Origin of the sequence: Streptomyces sp. NPDC047117, assembly GCF_040643545.1 — a bacterium.
GTDB lineage: Bacteria > Actinomycetota > Actinomycetes > Streptomycetales > Streptomycetaceae > Streptomyces.
Genome location: NZ_JBEYUN010000008.1, coordinates 183,151 through 205,852, shown reverse-complemented (window position 1 = coordinate 205,852; position 22,702 = coordinate 183,151). Strand labels below are relative to the sequence as shown.

General features: G+C 69.9%; 16 protein-coding genes, 1 tRNA gene and 1 pseudogene. 7 read left to right on the top strand and 11 right to left on the bottom strand.

The features are described from left to right. Nucleotides 1-563: 563 nt before the first annotated feature. Together ABZ840_RS17690 and ABZ840_RS17685 are read left to right on the top strand one after the other, a co-directional pair. On the top strand, nucleotides 564-2,204 hold the full coding sequence (locus tag ABZ840_RS17690; RefSeq protein ID WP_361560437.1) for a pyridoxal-dependent decarboxylase: 1,641 nt from the start codon (nucleotides 564-566) through the stop codon (nucleotides 2,202-2,204). Further along, on the top strand, nucleotides 2,201-3,661 hold the full coding sequence (locus ABZ840_RS17685; protein WP_361560434.1) for a SidA/IucD/PvdA family monooxygenase: 1,461 nt from the start codon (nucleotides 2,201-2,203) through the stop codon (nucleotides 3,659-3,661). Before ABZ840_RS17690 ends, ABZ840_RS17685 begins: the two co-directional genes overlap by 4 nt. On the opposite strand, the gene ABZ840_RS17680 is transcribed toward ABZ840_RS17685, so the two are convergent. Beyond that, on the bottom strand, nucleotides 3,617-5,449 hold the full coding sequence (locus ABZ840_RS17680) for a 5'-nucleotidase C-terminal domain-containing protein (protein WP_361560431.1): 1,833 nt from the start codon (nucleotides 5,447-5,449) through the stop codon (nucleotides 3,617-3,619). The two genes, ABZ840_RS17685 and ABZ840_RS17680, sit on opposite strands and share 45 nt — an antisense overlap. Before the next feature lie 297 nt (nucleotides 5,450-5,746). Between ABZ840_RS17680 and ABZ840_RS17675 the strand changes: the two genes are divergently transcribed. Further along, nucleotides 5,747-6,475 (top strand): SIMPL domain-containing protein, encoded by a 729-nt coding sequence (locus tag ABZ840_RS17675; protein WP_361560428.1) that lies wholly within the window; start codon nucleotides 5,747-5,749, stop codon nucleotides 6,473-6,475. Between the two features lie 250 nt (nucleotides 6,476-6,725). Then, complete coding sequence (gene pyk / locus ABZ840_RS17670; protein ID WP_361560425.1) at nucleotides 6,726-8,162, top strand: pyruvate kinase; 1,437 nt, start codon at nucleotides 6,726-6,728, stop codon at nucleotides 8,160-8,162. A 20-nt stretch (nucleotides 8,163-8,182) separates the two neighbouring features. Here pyk and ABZ840_RS17665 read toward each other — a convergent pair whose 3' ends face one another. The 3 genes and pseudogenes from ABZ840_RS17665 to ABZ840_RS17655 form a co-directional block, all read right to left on the bottom strand. Continuing rightward, nucleotides 8,183-8,614 (bottom strand): hypothetical protein, encoded by a 432-nt coding sequence (locus ABZ840_RS17665; protein WP_361560939.1) that lies wholly within the window; start codon nucleotides 8,612-8,614, stop codon nucleotides 8,183-8,185. 240 nt (nucleotides 8,615-8,854) lie between these two features. Then, a pseudogene (locus ABZ840_RS17660) lies at nucleotides 8,855-8,968 on the bottom strand (helix-turn-helix domain-containing protein); the annotation flags it as partial. 84 nt (nucleotides 8,969-9,052) lie between these two features. Beyond that, nucleotides 9,053-9,136, bottom strand: a tRNA-Leu gene (locus tag ABZ840_RS17655). Between the two features lie 91 nt (nucleotides 9,137-9,227). Between ABZ840_RS17655 and ABZ840_RS17650 the strand changes: the two genes are divergently transcribed. Next, nucleotides 9,228-9,890: a response regulator gene (locus ABZ840_RS17650; protein ID WP_361560422.1), complete on the top strand. Its 663-nt coding sequence runs from the start codon at nucleotides 9,228-9,230 to the stop codon at nucleotides 9,888-9,890. 136 nt (nucleotides 9,891-10,026) lie between these two features. Here ABZ840_RS17650 and ABZ840_RS17645 read toward each other — a convergent pair whose 3' ends face one another. From ABZ840_RS17645 to ABZ840_RS17620, 6 genes are all read right to left on the bottom strand, one after another. Then, nucleotides 10,027-10,743 carry an ABC transporter ATP-binding protein gene (locus tag ABZ840_RS17645; RefSeq protein ID WP_361560419.1) on the bottom strand — a complete coding sequence of 239 codons (717 nt, stop codon included), beginning with the start codon at nucleotides 10,741-10,743 and terminating at the stop codon, nucleotides 10,027-10,029. Further along, entirely contained in the window at nucleotides 10,740-11,732 is a 993-nt protein-coding gene (locus ABZ840_RS17640; RefSeq protein ID WP_361560416.1) for an ABC transporter ATP-binding protein, read from the bottom strand. The genes ABZ840_RS17645 and ABZ840_RS17640 overlap by 4 nt, the downstream gene beginning before the upstream one ends. Nucleotides 11,733-11,739: 7 nt before the next feature. Continuing rightward, nucleotides 11,740-13,557: a branched-chain amino acid ABC transporter permease gene (locus ABZ840_RS17635; protein ID WP_361560413.1), complete on the bottom strand. Its 1,818-nt coding sequence runs from the start codon at nucleotides 13,555-13,557 to the stop codon at nucleotides 11,740-11,742. 5 nt (nucleotides 13,558-13,562) lie between these two features. After that, nucleotides 13,563-14,492: a branched-chain amino acid ABC transporter permease gene (locus ABZ840_RS17630; protein ID WP_361560410.1), complete on the bottom strand. Its 930-nt coding sequence runs from the start codon at nucleotides 14,490-14,492 to the stop codon at nucleotides 13,563-13,565. A gap of 130 nt (nucleotides 14,493-14,622) precedes the next feature. After that, nucleotides 14,623-15,843: a branched-chain amino acid ABC transporter substrate-binding protein gene (locus ABZ840_RS17625; RefSeq protein ID WP_361560903.1), complete on the bottom strand. Its 1,221-nt coding sequence runs from the start codon at nucleotides 15,841-15,843 to the stop codon at nucleotides 14,623-14,625. A gap of 608 nt (nucleotides 15,844-16,451) precedes the next feature. Continuing rightward, complete coding sequence (locus ABZ840_RS17620; protein WP_361560407.1) at nucleotides 16,452-16,925, bottom strand: PaaI family thioesterase; 474 nt, start codon at nucleotides 16,923-16,925, stop codon at nucleotides 16,452-16,454. Between the two features lie 64 nt (nucleotides 16,926-16,989). Between ABZ840_RS17620 and ABZ840_RS17615 the strand changes: the two genes are divergently transcribed. Beyond that, entirely contained in the window at nucleotides 16,990-17,115 is a 126-nt protein-coding gene (locus tag ABZ840_RS17615; RefSeq protein WP_361560404.1) for a hypothetical protein, read from the top strand. A 191-nt stretch (nucleotides 17,116-17,306) separates the two neighbouring features. On the opposite strand, the gene ABZ840_RS17610 is transcribed toward ABZ840_RS17615, so the two are convergent. Further along, a complete protein-coding gene (locus ABZ840_RS17610) occupies nucleotides 17,307-19,589 on the bottom strand; it encodes an FdhF/YdeP family oxidoreductase (RefSeq protein WP_361560401.1) in 2,283 nt (760 codons plus the stop codon). Between the two features lie 348 nt (nucleotides 19,590-19,937). Between ABZ840_RS17610 and polA the strand changes: the two genes are divergently transcribed. Beyond that, the gene (gene polA / locus ABZ840_RS17605) at nucleotides 19,938-22,673 is read left to right on the top strand and encodes a DNA polymerase I (protein WP_361560399.1); all 2,736 of its coding nucleotides are present in this window, start codon (nucleotides 19,938-19,940) and stop codon (nucleotides 22,671-22,673) included. The last annotated feature ends 29 nt before the right edge of the window (nucleotides 22,674-22,702 follow it).

The following is a 22,702-nucleotide window of genomic DNA, read 5'->3' as shown; positions in this document are numbered from 1 at the left end:
GGCGTCGCGGAGCCCATAGCAGATCCGCGCGCCTCAACCCGCACGTGTGTCCCTCGTGAGAGTGGACTCCGCCCGCATCTCGGCGAAGGGCTCGACACCGGAAGTAACTTAGGTCGCCCTAAACCGATCAAATCCCCGACAAGAAGGGCACATCCATGCCTGTGCCCGCCCCAGGCACCCCGGCCCCAGGCGACCGCACCCCCCGCCCTCTCGACCCCGAAAGGACCCCGCCCGACCCCCACACGACAGAAGGTGACACGACAGGAGGTGACACGACAGGAGGTGGCACAACACCGGCAGCAGACGACCGGGACAACCACCACGCGAGCCAGGCCTCGGCGCCGGCCGCGGTCACCACCGCTCTCCTGGACGCCGCCACAACCGGCCCCACCCGGCCAACCGTTCCGGCTCCCGCGGCCCCCGCCCCCACACCCGCCCCCACACCCGCTCCCACACCCGCCGCGGTCCCCGCACCCGCCGCGGCCCCCGAGCCCTCCCTCGCCACCCCCGAGCTGGCCGGTGGACCCCAGGGCCCCGAGGCGCTGCGACCCCTGCTCCACACCGTGCTCGACGCCCTGCACACCGGAGCCACGGAGCGCGGGGGACCACTGCCCGCCGGCGGCCCCGAAAGCGTCGCCGAGACAGTGCACCACGCCTGCGCCCCCCTCCTCCCGGACACCGGCACCGGCCCGCACGCCGCCCTGCACACCGTCGTCCGCACCCTCGCCGCCGGCGCCGCCGACCCCGCCGACCCGCACTGCGCGGCCCACCTGCACTGCCCGCCGCTCGCCCTGGCCACCGCGGCCGACCTCGCCGCCTCGGCCCTCAACCCCTCCATGGACTCCTGGGACCAGGCCCCCGCCGCCTCCGAACTGGAAGCCCTGACCACCCGCACCCTCGCCCACCTCGTCCACCCCGAAGGGCCCGGTGCCGACGCCCTGGTCACCACCGGCGGTACGGAGTCCAACCAGCTCGCCGTCCTCCTCGCCCGGGAACACGCCGCCAAGGAACACGCCGCCCGGGAGCACGAGACCCGCGAGCGCACCGCACGCGAGCGGGAGAACACCCCCGAGTACGCCGCACGGGAACGCGAGACCGTACGCGAACACGCCGGCCGGACATACGGCACCGCACACGACGCCGGCCGGGACCACGGCGCCCGGCACACCGGCGGACAACCCGGCACGCCCCTCGGCGAGCGAGAACCGCACCGCCCCTGCGACCGGCCCGGCCACGGCCCCGACCACCCCGGCCGCCCCCACATCTGCACCCACCCCCACACCACCACCCATCCACACCCGACCCACACCGCACCGGCCGCCCCCGCCGGACCACCCCTGCAGGTCGTCTGCGGCGCCAACGCACACCACAGCGTCCACCGCGCCGCCTGGCTGCTCGGACTGCCCGCCCCCGTCACCGTCCCCACCCCCGACGGGACGCTCGCCCCCGCCGACCTGGCCGCCACCCTCGAACGCCTCGCAGGCCGGCCACTCCTCGTCGTCGCCACCGCAGGCACCACCGACTCCGGAGCCATCGACCCGCTGCCCGCACTCGCCGACATCGCCGCCGCCCACCGCGCCCGGTTCCACGTCGACGCGGCCTACGGCGGCCCGCTCCTCTTCAGCGACGCCCACCGGCACCTGCTCACCGGCCTCGACCGCGCCCACACCGTCACCCTCGACCTGCACAAACTCGGCTGGCAGCCGGTAGCCGCCGGATTCCTCGCCGTCCCCGACGCGCGCGACCTCGCCCCCCTCGACCACCGCGCCGACTACCTCAACGCCGACGACGACACCGAAGCCGGCCTCCCCGACCTCCTCGGCCGCTCACTGCGCACCACCCGCCGCCCCGACATCCTCAAGATCGCCGTCACCCTCAAGGCACTCGGACGCCGCGGCCTCGCCGACCTCGTCGATCGCACCGTCACCGCCGCCCGCACCCTCGCCGACCTCGTCGAAGCCCGCCCCGCCCTCGAACTCCACTCACACCCCACCCTCACCACCGTCCTCTTCCGCCCCACCGGCGCCGACGACACCACCATCGCCACCATCCGCCGCCGCCTCCTCCACGACGGCCGCGCCGTACTGGGCCGCGCCACCACTCCCACCGGCCTCTGGCTGAAGGCCACCCTCCTCAACCCCCACGCCCACCCCGACGACCTGCACTCCCTGCTCGACCTAGTGGAAGGCCACACCCCCCGATGACCACCGCCACCGCCCCGGACCCGCGCACCCCCCTCGACCTCGTCGGCGTCGGCATCGGCCCCTTCAACCTTTCGATCGCCGCCCTCGCCCAGCCCCTCGCCGGCCTCACCTGCGCCTTCTACGACCAGCGCCCCGCCTTCCACTGGCACCCCGGCCTCATGATCGAAGGCGCCACCCTCCAAGTCCCCTTCCTCGCCGACCTCGTCACCCTCGCCGACCCCACCAGCCCCTGGAGCTTCCTGAACTACCTCAGGCACCGCGAACGGCTTTTCCCCTTCTACTTCGCCGAACGCTTCCACGCCCCACGTGCCGAATACGACGCCTACTGCCGCTGGGTCAGCGAAAACCTCCCCGGCCTCCACTACCGCCACCAGATCGACGCCCTCCGCTGGAACGCCGAACACGCCGTCTTCGAGATCGACCACACCCAGCTCGACGCCGAGGGCGAAGCCGAAGCACTCGGCCGCACCTACGCCCGCAACGTCGTCCTCGGCATCGGCACCGCCCCCCACATCCCCGAACCCCTCCAGCCGCTCGCCGCCGCCCCCACCCTCCCCGTCCTCCACTCCGCCGACTACCTCGACCACCGCGAACGCCTGCTCGCCGCCGATCACATCACCGTCATCGGCTCAGGCCAGTCCGGCGCCGAAGTCTTCCTCGACCTGCTCCGCAACCGCCCCGCAGGAAACGAACGGTTGCACTGGCTGGCGCGCACCCCCGCCTTCGCGCCCATGGAATACAGCAAACTCGGCCTGGAACAGTTCACCCCCGACCACACCCGCTACTTCCACGGCCTCCCCGAAGCCACCCGCGACGCCCTCGTCCCCCAGCAATGGCAGCTCTACAAGGGCATCGACCACGACACCATCGCCGCCATCCACCAGGAGCTCTACGAACGCACCGTCGACGGCGGCTGGCCCGACGCCGTCCTCACCCCCGGCGTCACCGTCCGCACCGCCGGCCGCATCGGGGCCCACACCATCGAACTCCACCTGGAACACGCCCACCAGCAGACCCGCAGCCGCCTCACCACCGACGCCGTCGTCCTCGCCACCGGCTACCGCGAACGCAGCCTCGACGCCCTCACCGGCGCCCTCGACCCCTACCTTCGCCGCGACACCGCAGGCCGCCCCCGCATCGACACCCACCACCGGCTCGACCTCGACGCCCGCGTCACCGGCTCCGTCTACGTACAGAACGCCGAACGCCACACCCACGGCGTCGGCGCACCCGACCTCGGCCTCGCCGCCTGGCGCAGCGCCGTCATCCTCAACCACCTCACCGGCACCACCCCCTACCCCCTCCCCGACCGCACCGCCTTCACCACCTTCGGCCTGACACCACAGCCCCGCTCCACGCAGACAGCCGGCGGACGGCGGCTCCAGCACCAGCCGCCCGCCACCACCCGCCCGTCAGAAGACCGGAACGCCGTCCCGCGTCAGCTTCCAGTCCACTGACGCGAACCGCGACGCATCGATCGAACCCGACTGCTTCACCCACTCAATGATCAGATTCCGGATCTCGTCCGACATCGCCCACACCTGCTCCGCCTTCGCCACATGCGGGAAATTCCCGCCGCCGCTCGCCCGGTAATTGTTCACCGCCAGCACGAAACGGGCCGCCGGATCCAATGCTTCACCATTCAGCTGGAGCTTCCCGATCCGCTGCCCCGCCGGCTTCGCGATATCGATCTCGTACGACACCCCGCTCACCGCGTCATAGTTGTAATCCGGGATGTTGTCCGCATTCGTCAGTTTCGACGGATCCACCTCCCCACCCGCCGGCGTCCGCACGTAATACCGGGCCGAGAACTCCAGGTAATCCTTCAGCTGCGCGCCCGTCAGCACCCGCGCCTCCAGCGTGTTGTCGAACGGATACAGCGCCGCCATCGAGCGGATCGTCACCTCCCCCTCCGGCACCTCCGCCGTACGCGAGAAACACGACGCCTGCGACACCACCGGCAGATCCGCGTACTCCCCACCGGCCAGCGCCTTCCGCACCACCTCCGCCTGCACGAAAGCGATGAAATCGAGCACCGGAGTGTCCTTGTAGGGAGCCTCCGCCGCCGACAGCCGCGCGGTGGACCGGCCGATCACCTGGTTCACATACCGCACCACCTTCGCGTGCGCCCCACGCAGCAGCCCGGAAATACGCTCGTCCTCGGCCGCCGCGTTGGAATTCAGCACCCGCGCCGCCACCGAATCCACCGACCAGCGCCCGCGCTCCCACGCCAGCTCGAAGTCGAACAACGTCAGCCGCTGGCCCCACTTCAACGGCTCCGAAAGCACCACCTCACGGCCCGTCCGCTCATTCTTCACCCGGTACTCCGCGATCTCCGTGTGCGCATGCCCCACAAGAATCGCGTCGATACCCGGCACCTGCTGCGCCACCAGCGCGGCCGCGTTCTCCACGTACGGCAACTGATCGCCGTACGACGATGTGCCGCTCGACCCCGAATGCGCCGCGACGATCACCACGTCCGCGCCCAGCGCCCGCAACCGGGGAACCCATTTCGCGGCCTGCTCCTCCAGACCCGGAAAGGCCATCTTCCCCTGCACGTTCGCCTTGTCCCAGATCGCGATGCCGGGATTCGTCAGCCCCAGAACGCCGACCCGCACATCCCGGCCGTGCGGGGTACGCAGACGCTTGATGACGTACGGGGGAAACGCCGGACGCAACGACTTCGCGTCCACCGCGTTCGCGCCCAGCAGCGGGAAATCGCAGTTCTCCTCGAACTTGCGCAGCACCGGAATACCGTAATTGAACTCGTGATTGCCGAGCGCCGCGGCGTCGTACCCGATGGCATTCATGGCCCGCGCCATCGGATGGACCGGACCGCCCGCCCCGGTGATCGGGTCCACCTTGGCGTAGTAGTAGGCCAGTTGCGTCCCCTGAATGGTGTCACCCGCGTCGATCAGGAGCGTGTTACGGCGGCCCTTCTCGGCACGCACCTCGTTCACGAGAGTCGAAATCTTCGCCAGCCCGACATCGTTGTGCGCCGCGTCGTCGAATTCCGCGTCCGTCGCGTAATCCCAGTTGAAGACGTTGCCGTGCAGATCGGTCGTCCCCATCACGGTGAACGCGTACCGCTTGCCGGAATGACCGTGCCCCGGCCCGCGACCGGCGGCGAGCGGAGCACCCGCCGGCCCGTCCGCCGCGGCGGACGGCGCACCCGCACCCGTCAGCGCCACCCCGGCACCCGTGGCGACGGAACTCCCGAGAAACGTTCTGCGATCGAGCGGCATGACTCTCCTTGACCGTCCGCAACCCTGCGAACCGTTGGTCGTACAACTGGTCGTACTACTGGACGTACAGCGGAACAACGCGCGTAGATTCTGGCGTAGGCGCCACTCCCGCAACACCCCTCACAGGTTGCGATCGGATGACCACCACGCCGCCCACCACTCCCGCACTCGCCTGACAAACCCCCGCCACCGTGCGAGGCTCTCCACGGAAACCGTGCGAGGCCTGCCCGGACACCACGCGGCCTGGGCCACCCGGAACACCACCGCGTCGCGCCACCCGAAGGAGCCCCCCGCCCCATGACCGATGCGCCCACCCCCTTCACCAGCGCAGGGCACCCCGAGCCCGCCCTCCCGTACGGCACCCCCGACGCCCCGCGCGTCGCCGTACGCGGCGAAGCACGCCTCGAAGTCGACCCCGAAATCGCCCGCATCGGCATCACCGTCCAGGCCCGTGGCACCGACCGCGCCGCCGCCCTGCAGGACCTCACCCGCCGCAATACCGAAGTCATCGACCTGGTCAAGAGCTACGGCGAAGCGGTGGAAAAGCTCGCCACCGGCGCCTTCACCGTCACCCCCCAGCTCACCCACAAAGGCCGCGGCGAACGCGTCCGCGCCTACCACGGCAGCGTCCACCTCACCGCCACCGTCACCGACTTCAGCGCACTCGGCGAACTCGCCACCCGTCTCGCCGACCACGAACTCACCCGCGTCGCCGGTCCCTGGTGGGACCTGCGCCCCGACTCGCCGGCCCACCGCGAAGCACGCCAGCAGGCCGTACGCGAAGCCGTCCAGCGCGCCCGCGAATACGCCGAAGCGCTCGGTGCCCGCCTCGACGCCCTCCTGGAACTCGCCGACATCGGCGCCGAAGCCCCCGCACCCGCCGGCAACCCCATGCTCCGCTCCCGCGCCGCCTACGGAGGCGCCGCCCACGAGGAGACCGCCCCGGCGCTCGACCTCGAACCCCAGCAACAGACCGTCTACGCACACGTCAACGCGCGCTTCACGATGACGCGCCCCACGCTCTGAAAGCGCCGCGAGCCCCGGCGACGCCGCACGCTCTGGTGGTGTCACACACGGGCATGCGTACGAGCCGACCGCGCGAACAGCGAGCGGCTCGTGCGGACGTACGTACGAGTGCACGTGCAAGGCTCGAATGCTGCTCATAGGAGCGGGCGCTCGCACATTGCAATACTTGTCAAGAGCCTTTCACCGCACCGACGTTGGGCAGTCACTTCTCCACAGGTCTCTACCCGCCGGTAAGTCATAGGGTCGACCCATGCGCCGAGCAAAGATCGTCTGCACCCTGGGACCCGCCACAGATTCGTACGAGCAGATCAAAGCCCTCGTCGAAGCCGGAATGGACGTGGCCCGCTTCAACCTCAGCCACGGCACCTACGCCGACCACGAGGCGCGCTACGAGCGGGTCCGCAAGGCATCCGACGAGACCGGACGCAGCGTCGGCGTACTCGCCGACCTTCAAGGTCCGAAGATCCGCCTCGGCCGATTCCGAGAAGGCCCCGTCCTCCTCGAAACCGACGACGAATTCACCATCACCGTCGAACCGGACACCGACGGCGACCGCCACGTCTGCGGCACCACCTACGAAGGGCTCGCCGCCGACGTCACCACCGGCGAACGCATCCTCGTCGACGACGGCAAGGTCACCCTCGAAGTCATCGGCGTCGACGGCCCCGAGGTCCGCACCCGCGTCATCGAAGGCGGCATGGTCTCCGACCACAAGGGACTCAACCTCCCCGGCGTCGCCGTCTCCGTCCCCGCCCTCTCCGAGAAGGACCAGGACGACCTCCGCTGGGCACTGCGCACCGGCGCCGACGTCATCGCCCTGTCCTTCGTACGCAGCGGCCGCGACATCGAGGACGTCCACCGCATCATGCGGGAGGAAGGCCGCTTCCTCCCCGTCATCGCCAAGGTCGAAAAGCCGCAGGCGGTCGACAACATCGAGGACATCGTCGCCGCGTTCGACGGCATCATGGTCGCCCGCGGAGACCTCGGCGTCGAAATGCCGCTCGAAACGGTCCCGATCGTTCAGAAGCGCGCGGTCAAGCTGGCCCGGCGCAACGCCAAACCGGTCATCGTCGCCACGCAGATGCTCGATTCGATGATCGACAACTCCCGGCCGACGCGCGCCGAGGCCTCCGACGTGGCCAACGCCGTCATCGACGGCACGGACGCGGTGATGCTCTCCGGCGAGACCTCCGTCGGCAAGCACCCCACCGAAACCGTCCGCACGATGAGCCGCATCGTCGAGGCCGCCGAGGAAGACATCCTCGCCAAGGGCCTGCGCCCCCTCACCGAGACCAGCAAGCCCCGTACGCAGGGCGGCGCCGTCGCCCGCGCCGCCGCCGAGATGGGCGACTTCCTGGGCGCGAAGTTCCTCGTGGCCTTCACGCAGTCCGGCGACACGGTCCGCCGGCTCTCCCGCTACCGCTCGCCGATCCCGCTCCTCGCCTTCACGCCGGAGCCGGCCACCCGCTCCCAGCTCAACCTCACCTGGGGCGTCGAGACCTTCCTCGGCCCGACGGTCGACTCCACGGACGAGATGGTCGCCCAGGTCGACGAGCAACTCCTCCGCATCGGCCGCTGCCGCCCCGGCGACGTAGTGATCATCACCGCCGGCTCACCCCCCGGCGTCCCCGGCTCCACGAACCTGGTCCGCGTCCACCACATCGGCGAGGACGACTCCCCGAAGTAGCACGGACGGGCAGGCCCGGTTCAGTACTTGGGCCCGACGTGGGCGTCCATCAACGCGACGGACGCCTGTCGGGCCACGGAGACGTTCTGGGCTTGCCGCGACTGCCGGGCGGCCTTCCACTCCACGCCGAGCGAGTCAAGGGTGTCCGTGTAGAGGCGCACGATGTCCTCGGAGGCATTCGTGAAGAAGTACCGCGGATACTCGTACCGCTTCTGCTCTCCGCCGATCATCCGCGTCGTCCAGTTGGTGATCCGACAGCCGTCGGAATGGATCAGCCCGCGTATGAGCTCCCAGGGGTAGGCGTCGACGATTTCTTGCTGCCAGGGTTCGAGGGCGATGCGGCGCTCGTGCTTCCTACCGGGGCCGTGCTGGGGGAAGAGGCACGGCCAGTGGCGGCTGTAGCTGGTCACCATGACGCAGCCCTGATTGTGGACGACGCACACGCTGTTCATGGGGCGTACGCGGCACACAGCGTCGCGGCACGCCTCTATAAGACCTGGCCACGCGTCGGCGCAGGCGATGCGCAAGGCATAGCCGCCGCGTGGCTGTCGGCTGATGCATCCGTCACCTAGGTACAGGCCGAGAAGATAGGCGTACGTGGCTTCGTCCAGGTCGCAACCGTCGCAGCGCGAGCACTGAAGCAGGCGAGGGGCGGGAAGCCCGCCGCGACTGGCCCGGTCTCTGTGTAGCCACACCCCGACTGTGCTGCGCGGAACGTCGAGGTCGCGGGCGACGTCCGCGTTCTTTCGGCCGGACCGCAGGAGAACGAGTGCCTTCTGACGTACGTCAGGATCATGCGTCTTCATGCGGCCACTCTGCGTTATGAACGCAGGTCGCGCGGTGATCCCTGAAAGATTCACGCGAAGGTGATCGTCCGTTTTAAGGAAGAGTGCCGGGTATGGGATTCGAACCCACATGCCCTTTCGGGCAGAAGCTTTTGAGGCCTCCGCGTCAACCAGTTGCGCCAACCCGGCTGGATGGGCTCCGAGCAGCATACCGTGTGCACCTTCGTGCCCGGTGCTAGGTAGGCTGCATACGCACCACCTGCCTGGAACGAGGAGTCACGTGAGCGCCGCCGAGCCCGAGCAGCCCGTCGCCGACGAGCAGTCGCACGTCCCGCCGCAGACCACCCGCGTCGTCATCGCCGAGGACGAGGCGCTCATCCGCCTGGATCTGAAGGAGATGCTGGAGGAGGAGGGCTACACGGTCGTCGGCGAGGCCGGTGACGGCGCCAAGGCCGTGGAGCTGGCCCGTGAGCACCGCCCCGACCTGGTGATCCTCGACGTGAAGATGCCCGTCCTCGACGGCATCTCCGCGGCCGAGCAGATCGCCGAGGAGAGCATCGCCCCGGTACTGATGCTGACCGCGTTCTCCCAGCGTGAGCTGGTCGAGCGGGCGCGGGACGCCGGTGCCATGGCGTACCTGGTCAAGCCGTTCTCCAAGAGCGACGTCGTGCCGGCGATCGAGATGGCCGTGAGCCGGTTCACGGAGCTGCGGACGCTGGAGAAGGAGGTCGCGGACCTCACCCAGCGGCTGGAGACGCGCAAGCTCGTGGACCGGGCGAAGAGCATTCTGCAGACGCAGTACGGGCTGACGGAGCCCGCCGCGTTCCGGTGGATCCAGAAGACGTCGATGGACCGGCGGCTGTCGATGCAGCAGGTTGCCGAGGCGGTCATCGAGGACGCCGAGGAGAAGAAGCAGAAGGAGAAGGACAAGGCCTCCGAGTAGTCGGCCGTCCCGGGCCGCGCGGCGGCTCCGGGCGGTGGCAGGCGGGGCGCTTTCCGCGTACGGCGAGGGCCGCACCATGATCATGGTGCGGCCCTCGCCGTGTTGCGTACCGACGTCCTGCCTGCTTGCCGCGGCTTCAGTCCTCGCCGAGGTAGGCCTTGCGGACGGACTCGTCGTGGAGGAGGTGTTCTCCGGTACCGGAGAGAACGATCCTGCCGATCTCCATGACGTGTCCGTGATCGGCGAGGGAGAGCGCGGCCTGGGCGTTCTGTTCGACGAGGAGGATCGTCGTGCCCTGGGAGCGGAGCTCGATGATGGTCTCCATGATCTTCTGCATCATGATCGGGGAGAGGCCCATGGAGGGTTCGTCGAGCATGAGCAGTTTGGGGCGGGACATCAGGGCGCGGCCCATGGCGAGCATCTGTTGTTCGCCGCCGGAGAGGGTGCCGGAGGCTTGTTTGCGGCGTTCGCCGAGGATGGGGAAGAGCTCGTAGATCCGCTGGATGTCGCGTTCGATGCCGTTGCTGTCCTTGCGGAGGAAGGCGCCGAGCTGGAGGTTTTCGGCGATGGTGAGGCGGGGGAAGAGGCGGCGGCCTTCGGGGGAGTGGGCGAGGCCGCGTTCGACGATCTTGTGGGCGCCGACTCCGTTGAGGATCTGGCCGTCGAAGGTGATCTTTCCGGCGAGTGGTTTGAGGAGGCCGGAGAGGGTGCGGAGGGTGGTGGTCTTGCCGGCGCCGTTGGTGCCGATGAGGGTGACGACCTGGCCGGCCTGGACGCTGAAGGAGATGCCCTTGACGGCTTCGATCTTGCCGTAGGCGACGCAGAGGTCCTCGACTTCGAGCAGGGCGGTCATCGCGCGTCTCCGTTCGGGGGGTGCTCGTCGGGAGCGGTGGTCTCGTCGGGCGCGGGGCCCGGCGCCGGTCGGGTCTCGGTGGCTGCCGGAGTACCGGTCGTTCGCGTACCGGCTTCCTCGGCACCGGCCGCTCGCGTACCGGCTGCCTGCGCTTCCGCCGCGTCGACCTCGGCGGCTTCTTCGGCTCCGGGGGCGCCTTCGAAGGGGGTGCCGAGGTAGGCGGCGACGACGCGTTCGTCGGCCTGGACGACGTCGGCGGTGCCTTCGACGAGTTTTTCGCCCTGTACGAGGACGGCGACGCGGTCGCAGAGGTTGAAGATGAAGCGCATGTCGTGCTCGATGACGAGGACGGCGGTGCCCTGGTCGCGGATGGCGAGGACGAGGTCCTGGGTGGCGCGGGTCTCCTGGGGGTTCATTCCGGCGGTGGGTTCGTCCAGGAGGAGGAGGCCGGGTTCGCTGGCGAGGGCGCGGGCGATTTCGAGCTTGCGCTGTTCGCCGTAGGGGAGGTTGCGGGCCAGGTGGTCGCGTTTGGCGGCGAGGCCGGTGAATTCCAGCAGTTCCAAGGCGCGGGCTTCGCTGCCGCGTTCGGCTTTCTTGAAGCCGGGGCCTCGGAGGAGCGCTGACCACAGGCCTTCTTTGGTGCGGGTGTGGCGGCCGACCAGGACGTTCTCCAGGACGGTCATGTTGGCGAAGAGGCGGATGTTCTGGAAGGTGCGGGCGACGCCGGCCTGGGTGACGAGGTGGGGTTTGGGGGAGAGGCGGGTGCCTTTGTAGCTGACGGTGCCTTCGGTGGGGGTATAGAGGCCGGTGAGGCAGTTGAAGAAGGTGGTTTTGCCGGCGCCGTTGGGGCCGATGAGGCCGACGATTTCGCCGGGGGAGACGGTGAGGTCGACGGCGCGTACGGCGGTGAGGCCGCCGAAGCGCATGGTGACGCCGGCTGCTTCGAGGACGGCGCCGTTGCTCTTCGTGACGGTCGTGGGTGTGGTCATGGTGTCCTCACGCCCCTGCCTTGGTGGCGCCGGTGGTGTCCTCGTTGAGGCGGGGTTCGGGTACATCGGGTACGTCGAGCTGGCCGGTCTCGTGGAATTCGAGCTGCTTGCGGCGGTCGGGAATCAGTCCTTCGGGGCGGAAGCGCATGAGCAGGACGAGGGCCAGGCCGAAGAGGAACAGCTGGTAGTCCTGGAGGAAGTCCAGTTTGGCGGGGATGAGGAAGAGGAGTGCCGCGCCGACGAGGGGGCCGCTGAGGGTGCCCATGCCGCCGAGGATGACGGCGGCGAGGAGGAAGGCGGAGTTGGGCGGCTGGGGTCCGGCGAACTGGAACTGCTCGGGTGTGACGGTCGTTACTACGTGTGCATGGACGGTTCCGGCAAGTCCGGCCAGGGCGGCGCCGAGTGCGAAGGCGAGGAGGCGGAGGCGGAAGGAGTTGATGCCCATGGCGATGGCGGCGGTTTCGTCCTCGCGGATGGCGATCCAGGCGCGTCCGATGCGGGAGGCGGCGGCGCGGCGGAAGACGAGGACGACGAAGGCCGTCACGAGGATCATGAGGAGGTAGTAGTTGCCGTAGGTGGCGATGGGCACGCCGAGGATGGTGTGGGGCTCGCCGAAGTTGAAGCCGAAGATCTCCAGGTTGGGGACGTTGGGGATGCCCATGGCGCCGTTGGTGACATCGGGTCCGGTGGTGCCGTTGAGGTTCAGCATGGCGATGCGGAAGATCTCACCGAAGCCGAGCGTGACGATGGCTAGGTAGTCGCCGCGCAGTCGCAGGGTGGGGGCGCCGATGAGGACGCCGAAGACGAGGGCCGCGGCGGCGCCGGTGAGGAGGGCTGCCCAGAAGGGGAGTTGGATGCCGAGGGCGGAGTCGGGGGAGCCGGAGACGAGGGCCGCGGCGTAGGCGCCGACGCCGAGGAAGGCGACGTAGCCGAGGTCGAGGAGGCCGGCCAGGCCGACGACGACGTTCAGGCCGAGGGCGACGGTCGCGAAGATCAGGATGTTGGCCCCGATGATCGTGTACTCGTCGGTGTCCTGGGTGAAGGGGAAGGCGGCCGCGGCGATGAAGGCGGCGGCGAGTGCGATGCCGCGGTGCCGGCGGGTGAGTGCGGTGAGGCGGTCGATGAGGCCGGCGCGGTGCAGTGCGGGGACGGCGAGGGCGACGAAGAGGAGGTAGCCGACGAAGGGGGGGCCGTCTTCGGCGTCGATGCCGTAGGTGAAGGCGTAGAGGGCGATGCCGAAGGCGACGGCGATGAGGAGGATCTCGGCCCAGGAGGGGAGTTGCTTGGCGGGGCGCGGGGTGGGGACGGCCGCGCAGCTGTTGGTGAAGCGCTGCCAGGGGCCGTGCGGGGGTGTGGAGGGGGTGCGGTCGGCGGGGAGGCCGAGGGCGCCGAGGAGGGTGATCAGTGCGGTGATGCCGGCGATGAAGCCGCCGGGTTCGAGGTTGATCAGGCCGCCGAGCTGTACGGCGATGGCGCCGAGGGTGAACCACGTGGTGGCGAAGGTGGCGAGCGCGGCGAAGAGGAGGGGCGCGTTGCGGCCGCCGGGGGTGAGTGCGGTCAGGCCGCGGATGCCGAGGCCGGCGAGGGCGAAGGCGAGGGTGAGGAGGGCGCCGACGAGGGCGATGAGCTGGAGTCCGGCGGGGGATCCGTAGTAGGTGAGGTCGCCGGGGAATTCGCTGCTCCAGGTCCAGGAGAGGCCGGTGGAGGCGGCGGTGAGGAGGGCGCCGGCGGCGGTGAGGAGGCGGGCGGCGCGTGCGGGGAGGGGGAGGAGGCCCGCTGGGGGCGTGTCCGTGGCGGGGGTCTTGGTAATGGGGGTGGTGGTCATCGCTATCACGCCCGATCCGCGACGCGTTCGCCCAGGAGGCCTTGTGGCCGCAGGAGCAGTACGAGGATGAGGAGGACGAAGGCCCAGACGTCTTTCCAGGCTCCGCCGCCGAACTGGGTCATGCCGGGGATGAACTCGACGTAGGCGGTGGCGAGGGCTTCGGCGACACCGAGGACGAGGCCGCCGAGCATGGCGCCGTAGATGTTGCCGATGCCGCCGAGTACGGCGGCGGTGAAGGCCTTCAGGCCCATGATGAAGCCCATGCGGAACTGGACCTCGCCGGTGCGCAGTCCGTAGGCGACGGCGGCGACGCCGGCGAAGGCCGCGCCGATGGCGAAGGCGAGGACGATGATGCGGTCGGTGTTGATGCCCATGAGTGCGGCGGTGTCGCGGTCCTGTGCGGTGGCCTGCATGGCGCGGCCGCTGCGGGTCCGGGAGACGAAGTAGCCGAGGGCGAGCATGCAGAGCGGGGCGGCGATGAGGACGAAGAGGTCGCCGCGCTGGACGGTGGCGCCGAGGATGTCGAAGGCGTCGCCCTTGAACTGGGGGAAGACCCGGGCCTTCTTGGCGTCGGGGTACCACTTCCAGACGGCTTGCTGGAGTGCGATGGACAGGCCGATGGCGGTGATGAGGGGGGCGAGGCGGGGTGCGCCGCGCAGGGGGCGGTAGGCGAAGCGTTCGGCGGCGACGCCGACGAGTACGGAGACGAGGATGCCGCCGATGAGCATGAGAGGGAGGGCTGCCATGAGGGGCAGGCCGGTCGGGAGGGCGAGGTAGACGGTGAGCGCGCCGAAGCCGCCGACCATGAAGATCTCGCCGTGTGCGAAGTTGATGAGCTGGACGATGCCGTAGACCATCGTGTAGCCGATCGCGATGAGTCCGTACATCGCGCCGAGGATGAGTCCGTTGGCCAGCTGTTGCGGCAGTTCGTTCACCGCAGGGCCTCCGTGGGGTGGGAAGGTACCGGTGGGCCGTGCATGCGGGGGGTGTGCGGTGTGCCGCGGGCCGCGCCAGGGGTTGGTGTCCTGCTGGCGCGGCCCGGTGAGGGGGCAGAGGTGGTGCCTGTCAGCTCTTGTCGAACTTCTTGAACTCGGCGCTGAAGCGGGCTGCCCACTTCTTGTTGTCGACCTGGTAGGCGGTGATCATGGTGTTGGTGGTGTCGCCGTACTTGTCGAAGGAGACCTTGCCGGTGACGCCTTCGAAGGAGACCTTGTTCATGGCGTCGACGACCTTCTTGCGGGCGTCGTCGGGGAGCTTGCCGTTGTTGTCCTGGACGACCTGCTTGACGGCCTGGATGATCGACCAGGTGGCGTCGTAGGTGGAGCCGCCGTAGGCCTCGTAGGCGTCCTTGTAGCCGGCGTCCTTGTAGTCGGCGATGAACTTCTTGGCGGATTCCAGCTGCTCGACGGGCTTGCCGACGGAGGACGCGTAGTCGCCCTGTGCCTTCTTGTTGAGTTCGATGTAGTCGCCGCTGTACATGCCGTCGCCGCCCATGAGGGGTACGTCGACGCCGCCGTCCTTGAGCTGCTGGCTGAGCGGTCCGGAGGCGGGGTATTCGCCGCCGTAGAAGACGAGGTCGGGCTTGGCGCCCTTGGCCTTGGCGACGACGGCCTTGAAGTCGCGGTCGTCGGGACTGACGTGCTCGGTGCCGACGACCTTGCCGCCGAGCTTGGTGAACTGGTCCTTGAAGGAGGAGGCCAGGCCGACGCCGTAGGTCTTCTGGTCGTCGATGACGTAGGCGGTCCTGACCTTCATCTTTTCGTAGGCGTACTGGCCGTCGAACGCGCCCTGGACCTCGTCGGTGGTGGCGGTGCGGAAGTAGGTGGAGAACTGCCGCTTGCGGTCGTTCTTCTTCCAGTTCTTGCCCTGGGTGAGGTCGGGCGTGGTGTTGGCAGGGGAGATGAGGGTGACGCCGTTGGACTGGGCGACCTGCTGCATGGACTGGGCGACGCCGGAGTTCAGCGGGCCGACGATGCCGAGTACTTCCTTGTCGCCGGCCAGTTTGGTGGCGTTCTGCTGGCCCGCGTTGGGCAGCGCCTTGTCGTCGAGGGGCCGCAGTTCGAAGGTGACGCCTTCGACCTCGTTCTGTTTGTTGGCGTTTTTCACGGCGAGGTCGGCGGAGTTCTTGATGCCCTGGCCCAGTGCGGAGAGTTCGCCGGTGAGCGGGGCGTCGAGGCCGATGACGACGGTGGCCTTGGAGCCGTCGCCGCTCTTGTCTTCGCCGCGGGAGCCGCACGCGGAGAGCGTGAGGGCGCCGGCGGCTACCGTGGTGGTGAGTATCAGCAAGGAACGGTGACGCACGATCAGTCCTTTCCCCTGGCTCGGTCACGCCACTGCGTGACCGTTCGCGCGCCGGGCTGTACGGGGTGATACAGGCCGTGCTGGTACAGCGCGCCCGGCGGCGCGGTGACTGGCGGTGATGGTAGAGCTGCCCCAACGGCGGGGGTACCGGCGCCGACGAGGATGTGACGCTCTTGTTATGACCTTCGATGAGCGTTTCGTGCGGATGGTCCTTACTGCAGAGGGGTGTACGGCAGGCGGAGCGCCAACTCGCACTTCTACGAGGGCGTTTGTCGCGTGGCGCCCCAGAGGCGTCCGGAATGCGGTGCGGGCGGCGGTACGGGAGCGGCGCCGCGACGGCCCTGGGAGGCGCGGCGGAGACAAAGTGCGTGCGTGTTACACAGCGTTAGGGCGACGGACGGCTAGGGCGTCCGTCCGTGCGGAACGCGTACGGGATGCGTACGGATCGCGGCGAGTGCGCGCACCGGATCGCCCGGGGCACGGACACGCCGCGGCCCCGCTCCGAGGCTGCCGGAGCGGGGCCGTGCTGCGAACTGATCGTGCCAGGTCAGCAGGGGTGTGCCGGTCGGTTCAGGAGGGCTGTGCCGGTCCGTTCAGGAAGGCTGCGTCGGGGCCTCGGCGTCGCGCAGCAGGCAGGTCAGCCGCGCGCTGCAGACCCGCTTGCCCTGCTCGTCGGTGATGGCGATCTCGTACGTGGCGGTGGAGCGGCCGCGGTGCACGGGCGTGGCGACGCCGGTGACCAGGCCGGTGCGCGCGCCGCGGTGGTGGGTGCAGTTCAGGTCGACGCCGACGGCGAGCTTGCCGGGGCCGCCGTGCAGCATGGCGCCGACGGAGCCGAGGGTCTCGGCGAGCACCGCGGAGGCGCCGCCGTGCAGCAGGCCGTAGGGCTGGGTGTTGCCTTCGACGGGCATGGTGCCGACGACCCGCTCCGGGGAGGCCTCCACGACCTGCACGCTCATCCGCGTCCCGAGGTGGCCGGCGGAGAACAGGGCGGGCAGGTCCAGGCCCTGCCCGGCCCACTGGTCGAGGACTTCCTGGGGGAACGTGGTCGTGGTCTGCTCGCCCATGGCGTGCGGCTCCGTTCGCTCGCGCTGCTCGTCGTGATCGCTGTTCGTTGTGACGCTGTTCTTCGTGACGCTGTTCGTTGTGGTGTGCCGGCGTGCCGGTGTGCCGGTGTGCTGGCCGTACGCGTACGAGCCGGCGGCGTGGGCCGCGGGCCGGGCCGAGGCGGGCGTCGTGCCGCCCTCAGGCTACTGAGCGAGCGCTCAGTTCGGGGTCGGGAACGCTGTGCGGCTCGTCACTGCGGGGAGGGGCAGGGGCGGGTGCCGGGGCGGTGCCACGACCGCGTGGTCGTACCAGGCTGCACGCGGCCCCGTCCCGGCGCCCGCGCGGGTACGCCGGGCCCCGGCGTACCCGCCGCACTCCGCCCCGCCGGCTGCTCCCACCCCTCAGAGCGTCGTCCGTTCCAGCCTCACCACCACCGACTTGGAGGCGGGGGTGTTGCTGGTGTCGGCCGTGTGGTCGAGGGGGATCAGGACGTTGGTCTCGGGGTAGTAGGCGGCGGCGCAGCCGCGTGCGGTGGGGTAGTGGACGACGCGGAAGCCGGGTGCGCGGCGTTCGATGCCGTCGGTCCACTCGCTGACGAGGTCGGTGTACGCGCCGTCGGCGAGGCCGAGCGCGCGGGCGTCCTCGGGGTGGACCAGGACCACGCGACGGCCGTTCTTGATGCCGCGGTAGCGGTCGTCCAGTCCGTAGATGGTGGTGTTGTACTGGTCGTGCGAGCGCAGCGTCTGGAGCAGCAGCCGGCCTTCGGGGGCGTCGGGGTACTCCACCGGGGCGGCGGTGAAGTTTGCCTTGCCGGTGGCGGTGGGGAAGCGGCGGTCGTCGCGCGGGGCGTGCGGCAGGGCGAAGCCGTCCGGGTTCGCGACGCGGGCGTTGAAGTCCTCGAAGCCGGGGACGACGCGCGCGATGCGGTCGCGGACCGCGGCGTAGTCCCGCTCGAACTCCTCCCACGGTGTGCGGCTGTCCTCGCCGAGCACCCGGCGGGCGAGGCGGCAGACGATGGCGGGCTCGGAGAGCAGGTGCGGGCTCGCGGGCGCCAGGCGGCCGCGGGAGGCGTGCACCATGCCCATGGAGTCCTCGACGGTGACGAACTGCTCGCCGCTGTCCTGGACGTCCTTCTCCGTGCGTCCGAGGGTGGGCAGGATCAGGGCGCGGGCGCCGGTGACGACGTGCGAGCGGTTGAGCTTGGTGGAGACGTGGACGGTGAGGTTCGCCCGGCGTACGGCGGCCTCGGTGACGTCGGTGTCGGGGGTGGCGGAGACGAAGTTGCCGCCCATGGCGAAGAAGACCTTGGCCCGGCCGTCGCGCAGCGCCCGGATGGCCCGTACGACGTCGTAGCCGTGCTCCCGGGGCGGCGCGAAGCCGAACTCCTTCTCCAGGGCCTCCAGGAAGGCGGGCGCCGGGCGTTCGAAGATGCCCATGGTGCGGTCGCCCTGGACGTTGCTGTGGCCGCGTACGGGGCAGACGCCGGCGCCGGGGCGGCCGATGTTGCCGCGCAGCAGCAGGAAGTTGACCACCTCGCGGATGGTGGGGACGGAGTGCTTGTGCTGGGTGAGGCCCATCGCCCAGCACACGATCGTCCGCTTGGAGGCGAGGACCATGTCGAGTGCGCGGTCGATCTCGGCGCGCGTCAGGCCCGTGGCCCGCAGGGTCTCGTCCCAGTCCAGCTTGTCGCGTGCGGCCTCCCGGAATTCCTCGAAGCCGTGCGTGTGCTCCCGGATGAAGTCTTCGTCGAGCGCGCCGTCGGTGGTGAGGAGCAGGTGGTTCAGTGCGCGGAAGAGCGCCTGGTCGCCGCCGAGGCGGATCTGGAGGAAGAGGTCGGTGAGGGCGGTGCCGCCGCCGGCCAGACCGCGCGGGGTCTGGGGGTTCTTGAACCGCTCCAGACCGGCTTCGGGCAGCGGGTTGACCGAGATGATCTTCGCGCCGTTGGCCTTGGCCTCCTCCAGGGCGCTGAGCTGACGGGGGTGGTTGGTGCCCGGGTTCTGGCCGGCCACGATGATCAGATCGGCCTTGTGGAGGTCTTCCAGGGAGACGCTGCCCTTGCCTATGCCGATGGTCTCGGTGAGGGCCGAGCCGGAGGACTCGTGGCACATGTTCGAGCAGTCGGGGAGGTTGTTCGTGCCGAACTCGCGGGCGAAGAGCTGGTACAGGAACGCGGCTTCGTTGCTCGTACGGCCGGAGGTGTAGAAGACGGCCTCGTCAGGGGAGCCGAGGCCGGTCAGCTCCTCGGCGACGATGTCGAAGGCCCGCTCCCAGGACACGGGGGTGTAGTGGTCGGCGCCCTCGGCGAGGTACATCGGCTGCGTGAGGCGGCCCTGCTGGCCGAGCCAGTAGCCGCTGCGCTTCGCGAGGTCGGCGACGGAGTGGGCGGCGAAGAAGTCGGGCGTGACGCGCCGCAGGGTGGCTTCCTCGGCGACGGCCTTGGCGCCGTTCTCGCAGAACTCCGCGGCGTGCCGATGGTCCGGGTCGGGCCAGGCGCAGCCGGGGCAGTCGAAGCCTTCCTTCTGGTTGACGCGCAGCAGCGTCAGCGCCGTGCGCTTCACGCCCATCTGCTGACGGGAGATGCGCAGGGCGTTGGTGATCGCGGGCAGGCCGACGGCCGAGTGCTTGCGGGCGCTGACCTCGGGGGCGTCCTGTACCGGGTCCGACTCGGGTGCTTTGCCTGCCATGACGGTCTCCTGGGTGCCGATGCCGCTCCGCTGCCTGCGCGAGCAGCCGTTCTGTATATCACCATTCAGCCGTCCGGATCATGCATGGAAGGGTCCTTGCGCGGTCCTCCGGCTGCCATCGATCCTGGCACGGGCGACCGGCCGTCGGGTGGTTGTCCACAGGTCGTCGTGGCGAAGGCGCCGGGCGTCGAGGGTGACGAAGTTCTCCACAGCTGACGCGCGGGAGCGGTTCCACGGTCGCCGGGCCGGCACGCCGGGAGCGGTTCCACGGCCGGCCGGCAGCACGCGGGGGCGGTCCCGCGGCCGTCGCGTCGGGGAATGTCAGTGGGGCGTGGCAGGATCGGGGGCGTGGCAGCAAAGGCAGCGAAGAAGAGCGAAACGACCGGCAGCGAGACGACGGGCGGCGGGCGCCCCCGGCTGCTCCTGATGGACGGGCACTCCATGGCGTACCGGGCGTTCTTCGCCCTGCCCGCGGAGAATTTCACCACCGCCACGGGGCAACCGACGAATGCCGTGTACGGCTTCGCCTCGATGCTCGCGAACACCCTGCGCGACGAGGCGCCCACCCATTTCGCGGTGGCCTTCGACGTCTCGCGCAAGACATGGCGGTCGGAGGAGTTCCCCGACTACAAGGCGAACCGTTCCAAGACCCCGGACGAGTTCAAGGGGCAGGTGGAGCTGATCGGTGAGCTCCTGGACGCCATGAAGGTGAAGCGGTTCGCCACCGACGGGTTCGAGGCGGACGACATCATCGCCACGCTCACCACGCAGGCCACCGAGCAGGGCTTCGAGGTCTCCATCGTCACCGGCGACCGGGACTCCTTCCAGCTGGTCAACGACGACGTCACGGTGCTGTACCCCACCAAGGGCGTCTCCGAGCTGACCCGCTTCACCCCGGAGAAGGTGTTCGAGAAGTACGGCCTCACCCCGGCCCAGTACCCGGACTACGCCGCCCTGCGCGGCGACCCGTCGGACAACCTCCCCGGCATCCCCGGCGTCGGCGAGAAGACCGCCGCGAAGTGGATCAACCAGTTCGGCTCCTTCCAGGAGCTGTGCGAGCGGGCCGACGAGGTCAAGGGCAAGGCCGGGCAGAACTTCCGCGACCACCTGGACGCCGTGAAGCTCAACCGCCGCCTGACGGAGATGATCCGCGACGTCGAGCTGCCCTGCGGCCCCGCCGAGCTGGTGCGCGAGGGCTACGACCGGCAGGCCCTCACGGTGTTCCTGGAAGGGCTGGAGATCCGCAATCAGGGTCTGCGCGACCGTCTCCTGGCCGTCGACCCCGGCGCGGAGGAGGCGGCCCCCGCCGAGCCGCTGCCGGGCGTCGAGATCGACGGCCTCGTCGCGGGCGCCGGGCAGCTCGCCCCCTGGCTCGCCGAGCACGGCAGCGCCCTCCTCGGTGTCGCCACGGTCGACTCCTGGAAGCTGGGCAGCGGCTCGGTCGCCGAGGTCGCCCTGGCCAGTGCCGAGGGGCCCGCCGTCCGCTTCGACCCGACCGAGCTGGACGAGGCCGACGACAAGGCCTTCGCCGAGTGGATCGCGGACCCGCAGCGCCCGAAGGTGATGCACAACGCCAAGGGCCTGATGCGGATCTTCCCCGAGCACGGCTGGCACATCGACGGCGTCACCATGGACACCGCCCTCGCCGCCTACCTGGTCAAGCCCGGCCGGCGCTCCTTCGCCCTCGACGCGCTCTCCGTGGAGTACCTCGGCCGTGACCTGGCCCCCGCCGCGGCCGGCGACGGACAGCTGGCCTTCGGTGCCGACGAGCAGGCGGAGGCCGAGGCCCTGATGGCCACGGCCCGTACGGTCCTCGACCTCGGAGCCGCCTTCGAGACGCGCCTCGAAGAGGTGGGGGCCGCCGACCTGCTGCGCGACATCGAGCTGCCCACCAGCGCGCTGCTGGCCCGTATGGAGCGCTCCGGCATCGCCGCCGACCGGGGCTGGCTGGAGCGCATCGAGCAGCAGTTCGCCGCCGCCGTGCAGCAGGCCGTCACCGAGGCGCACGCCGCCGCGGGACACGAGTTCAACCTCGGCTCGCCCAAGCAGCTCCAGGAAGTGCTCTTCAACGAGCTGGGCCTGCCGAAGACCAAGAAGACCAAGACCGGCTTCACCACCGACGCGGACGCCCTCGCCTGGCTCGCGGCGCAGACCGACAACGAACTGCCCGTGATCATGCTGCGCCACCGTGAGCAGGCCAAGCTGCGCACGACGGTCGAGGGTCTGATCAAGACCATCGCCGCGGACGGCCGCATCCACACCACCTTCAACCAGACGGTGGCAGCGACCGGCCGGCTGTCCTCCACGGACCCCAACCTGCAGAACATCCCCGTGCGCACCGACGAGGGCCGCGCCATCCGCCGCGGCTTCGTGGTCGGCGAGGGCTATCAGACGCTGCTGACCGCGGACTACAGCCAGATCGAGCTGCGCGTGATGGCGCACCTCTCCGAGGACGAGGGCCTCATCGAGGCGTTCACCTCCGGTGAGGACCTGCACACCACGGTCGCCTCGCACGTCTTCTCGGTGCCGAAGACCGACGTCGACCCCGAGATGCGCCGCAAGATCAAGGCGATGTCGTACGGGCTGGCGTACGGCCTGTCCGCGTTCGGCCTGTCCCAGCAGCTGAGCATCAGCCCGGACGAGGCCCGCAAGCTGATGGACAACTTCTTCGAGCGCTTCGGCGGCGTCCGGGACTACCTCCAGCACGTCGTCGACCGCGCCCGCGCCACGGGCTACACCGAGACCATGCTCGGCCGCCGTCGCTACCTCCCCGACCTCAACAGCGACAACCGCCAGCGCCGGGAGATGGCCGAGCGGATGGCGCTCAACGCCCCCATCCAGGGCACCGCGGCGGACATCGTCAAGATCGCGATGCTGCGCGTCGACGAGGCCATGAGGGCTGCCGGGCTCAGCTCCCGGATGCTGCTCCAGGTCCACGACGAAATCGTGGTCGAGGTGGTGCCCGGCGAGCAGGAGCAGGTCGAGGAGCTGGTGCGGCGCGAGATGGCCGGCGCCGTCGAGCTGCGTGCCCCGCTGGACGTCTCCGTCGGCTCGGGCGGGGACTGGGAGTCGGCCGCGCACTGATCACGGCAGGCATCGCCGCACCCCGAGTG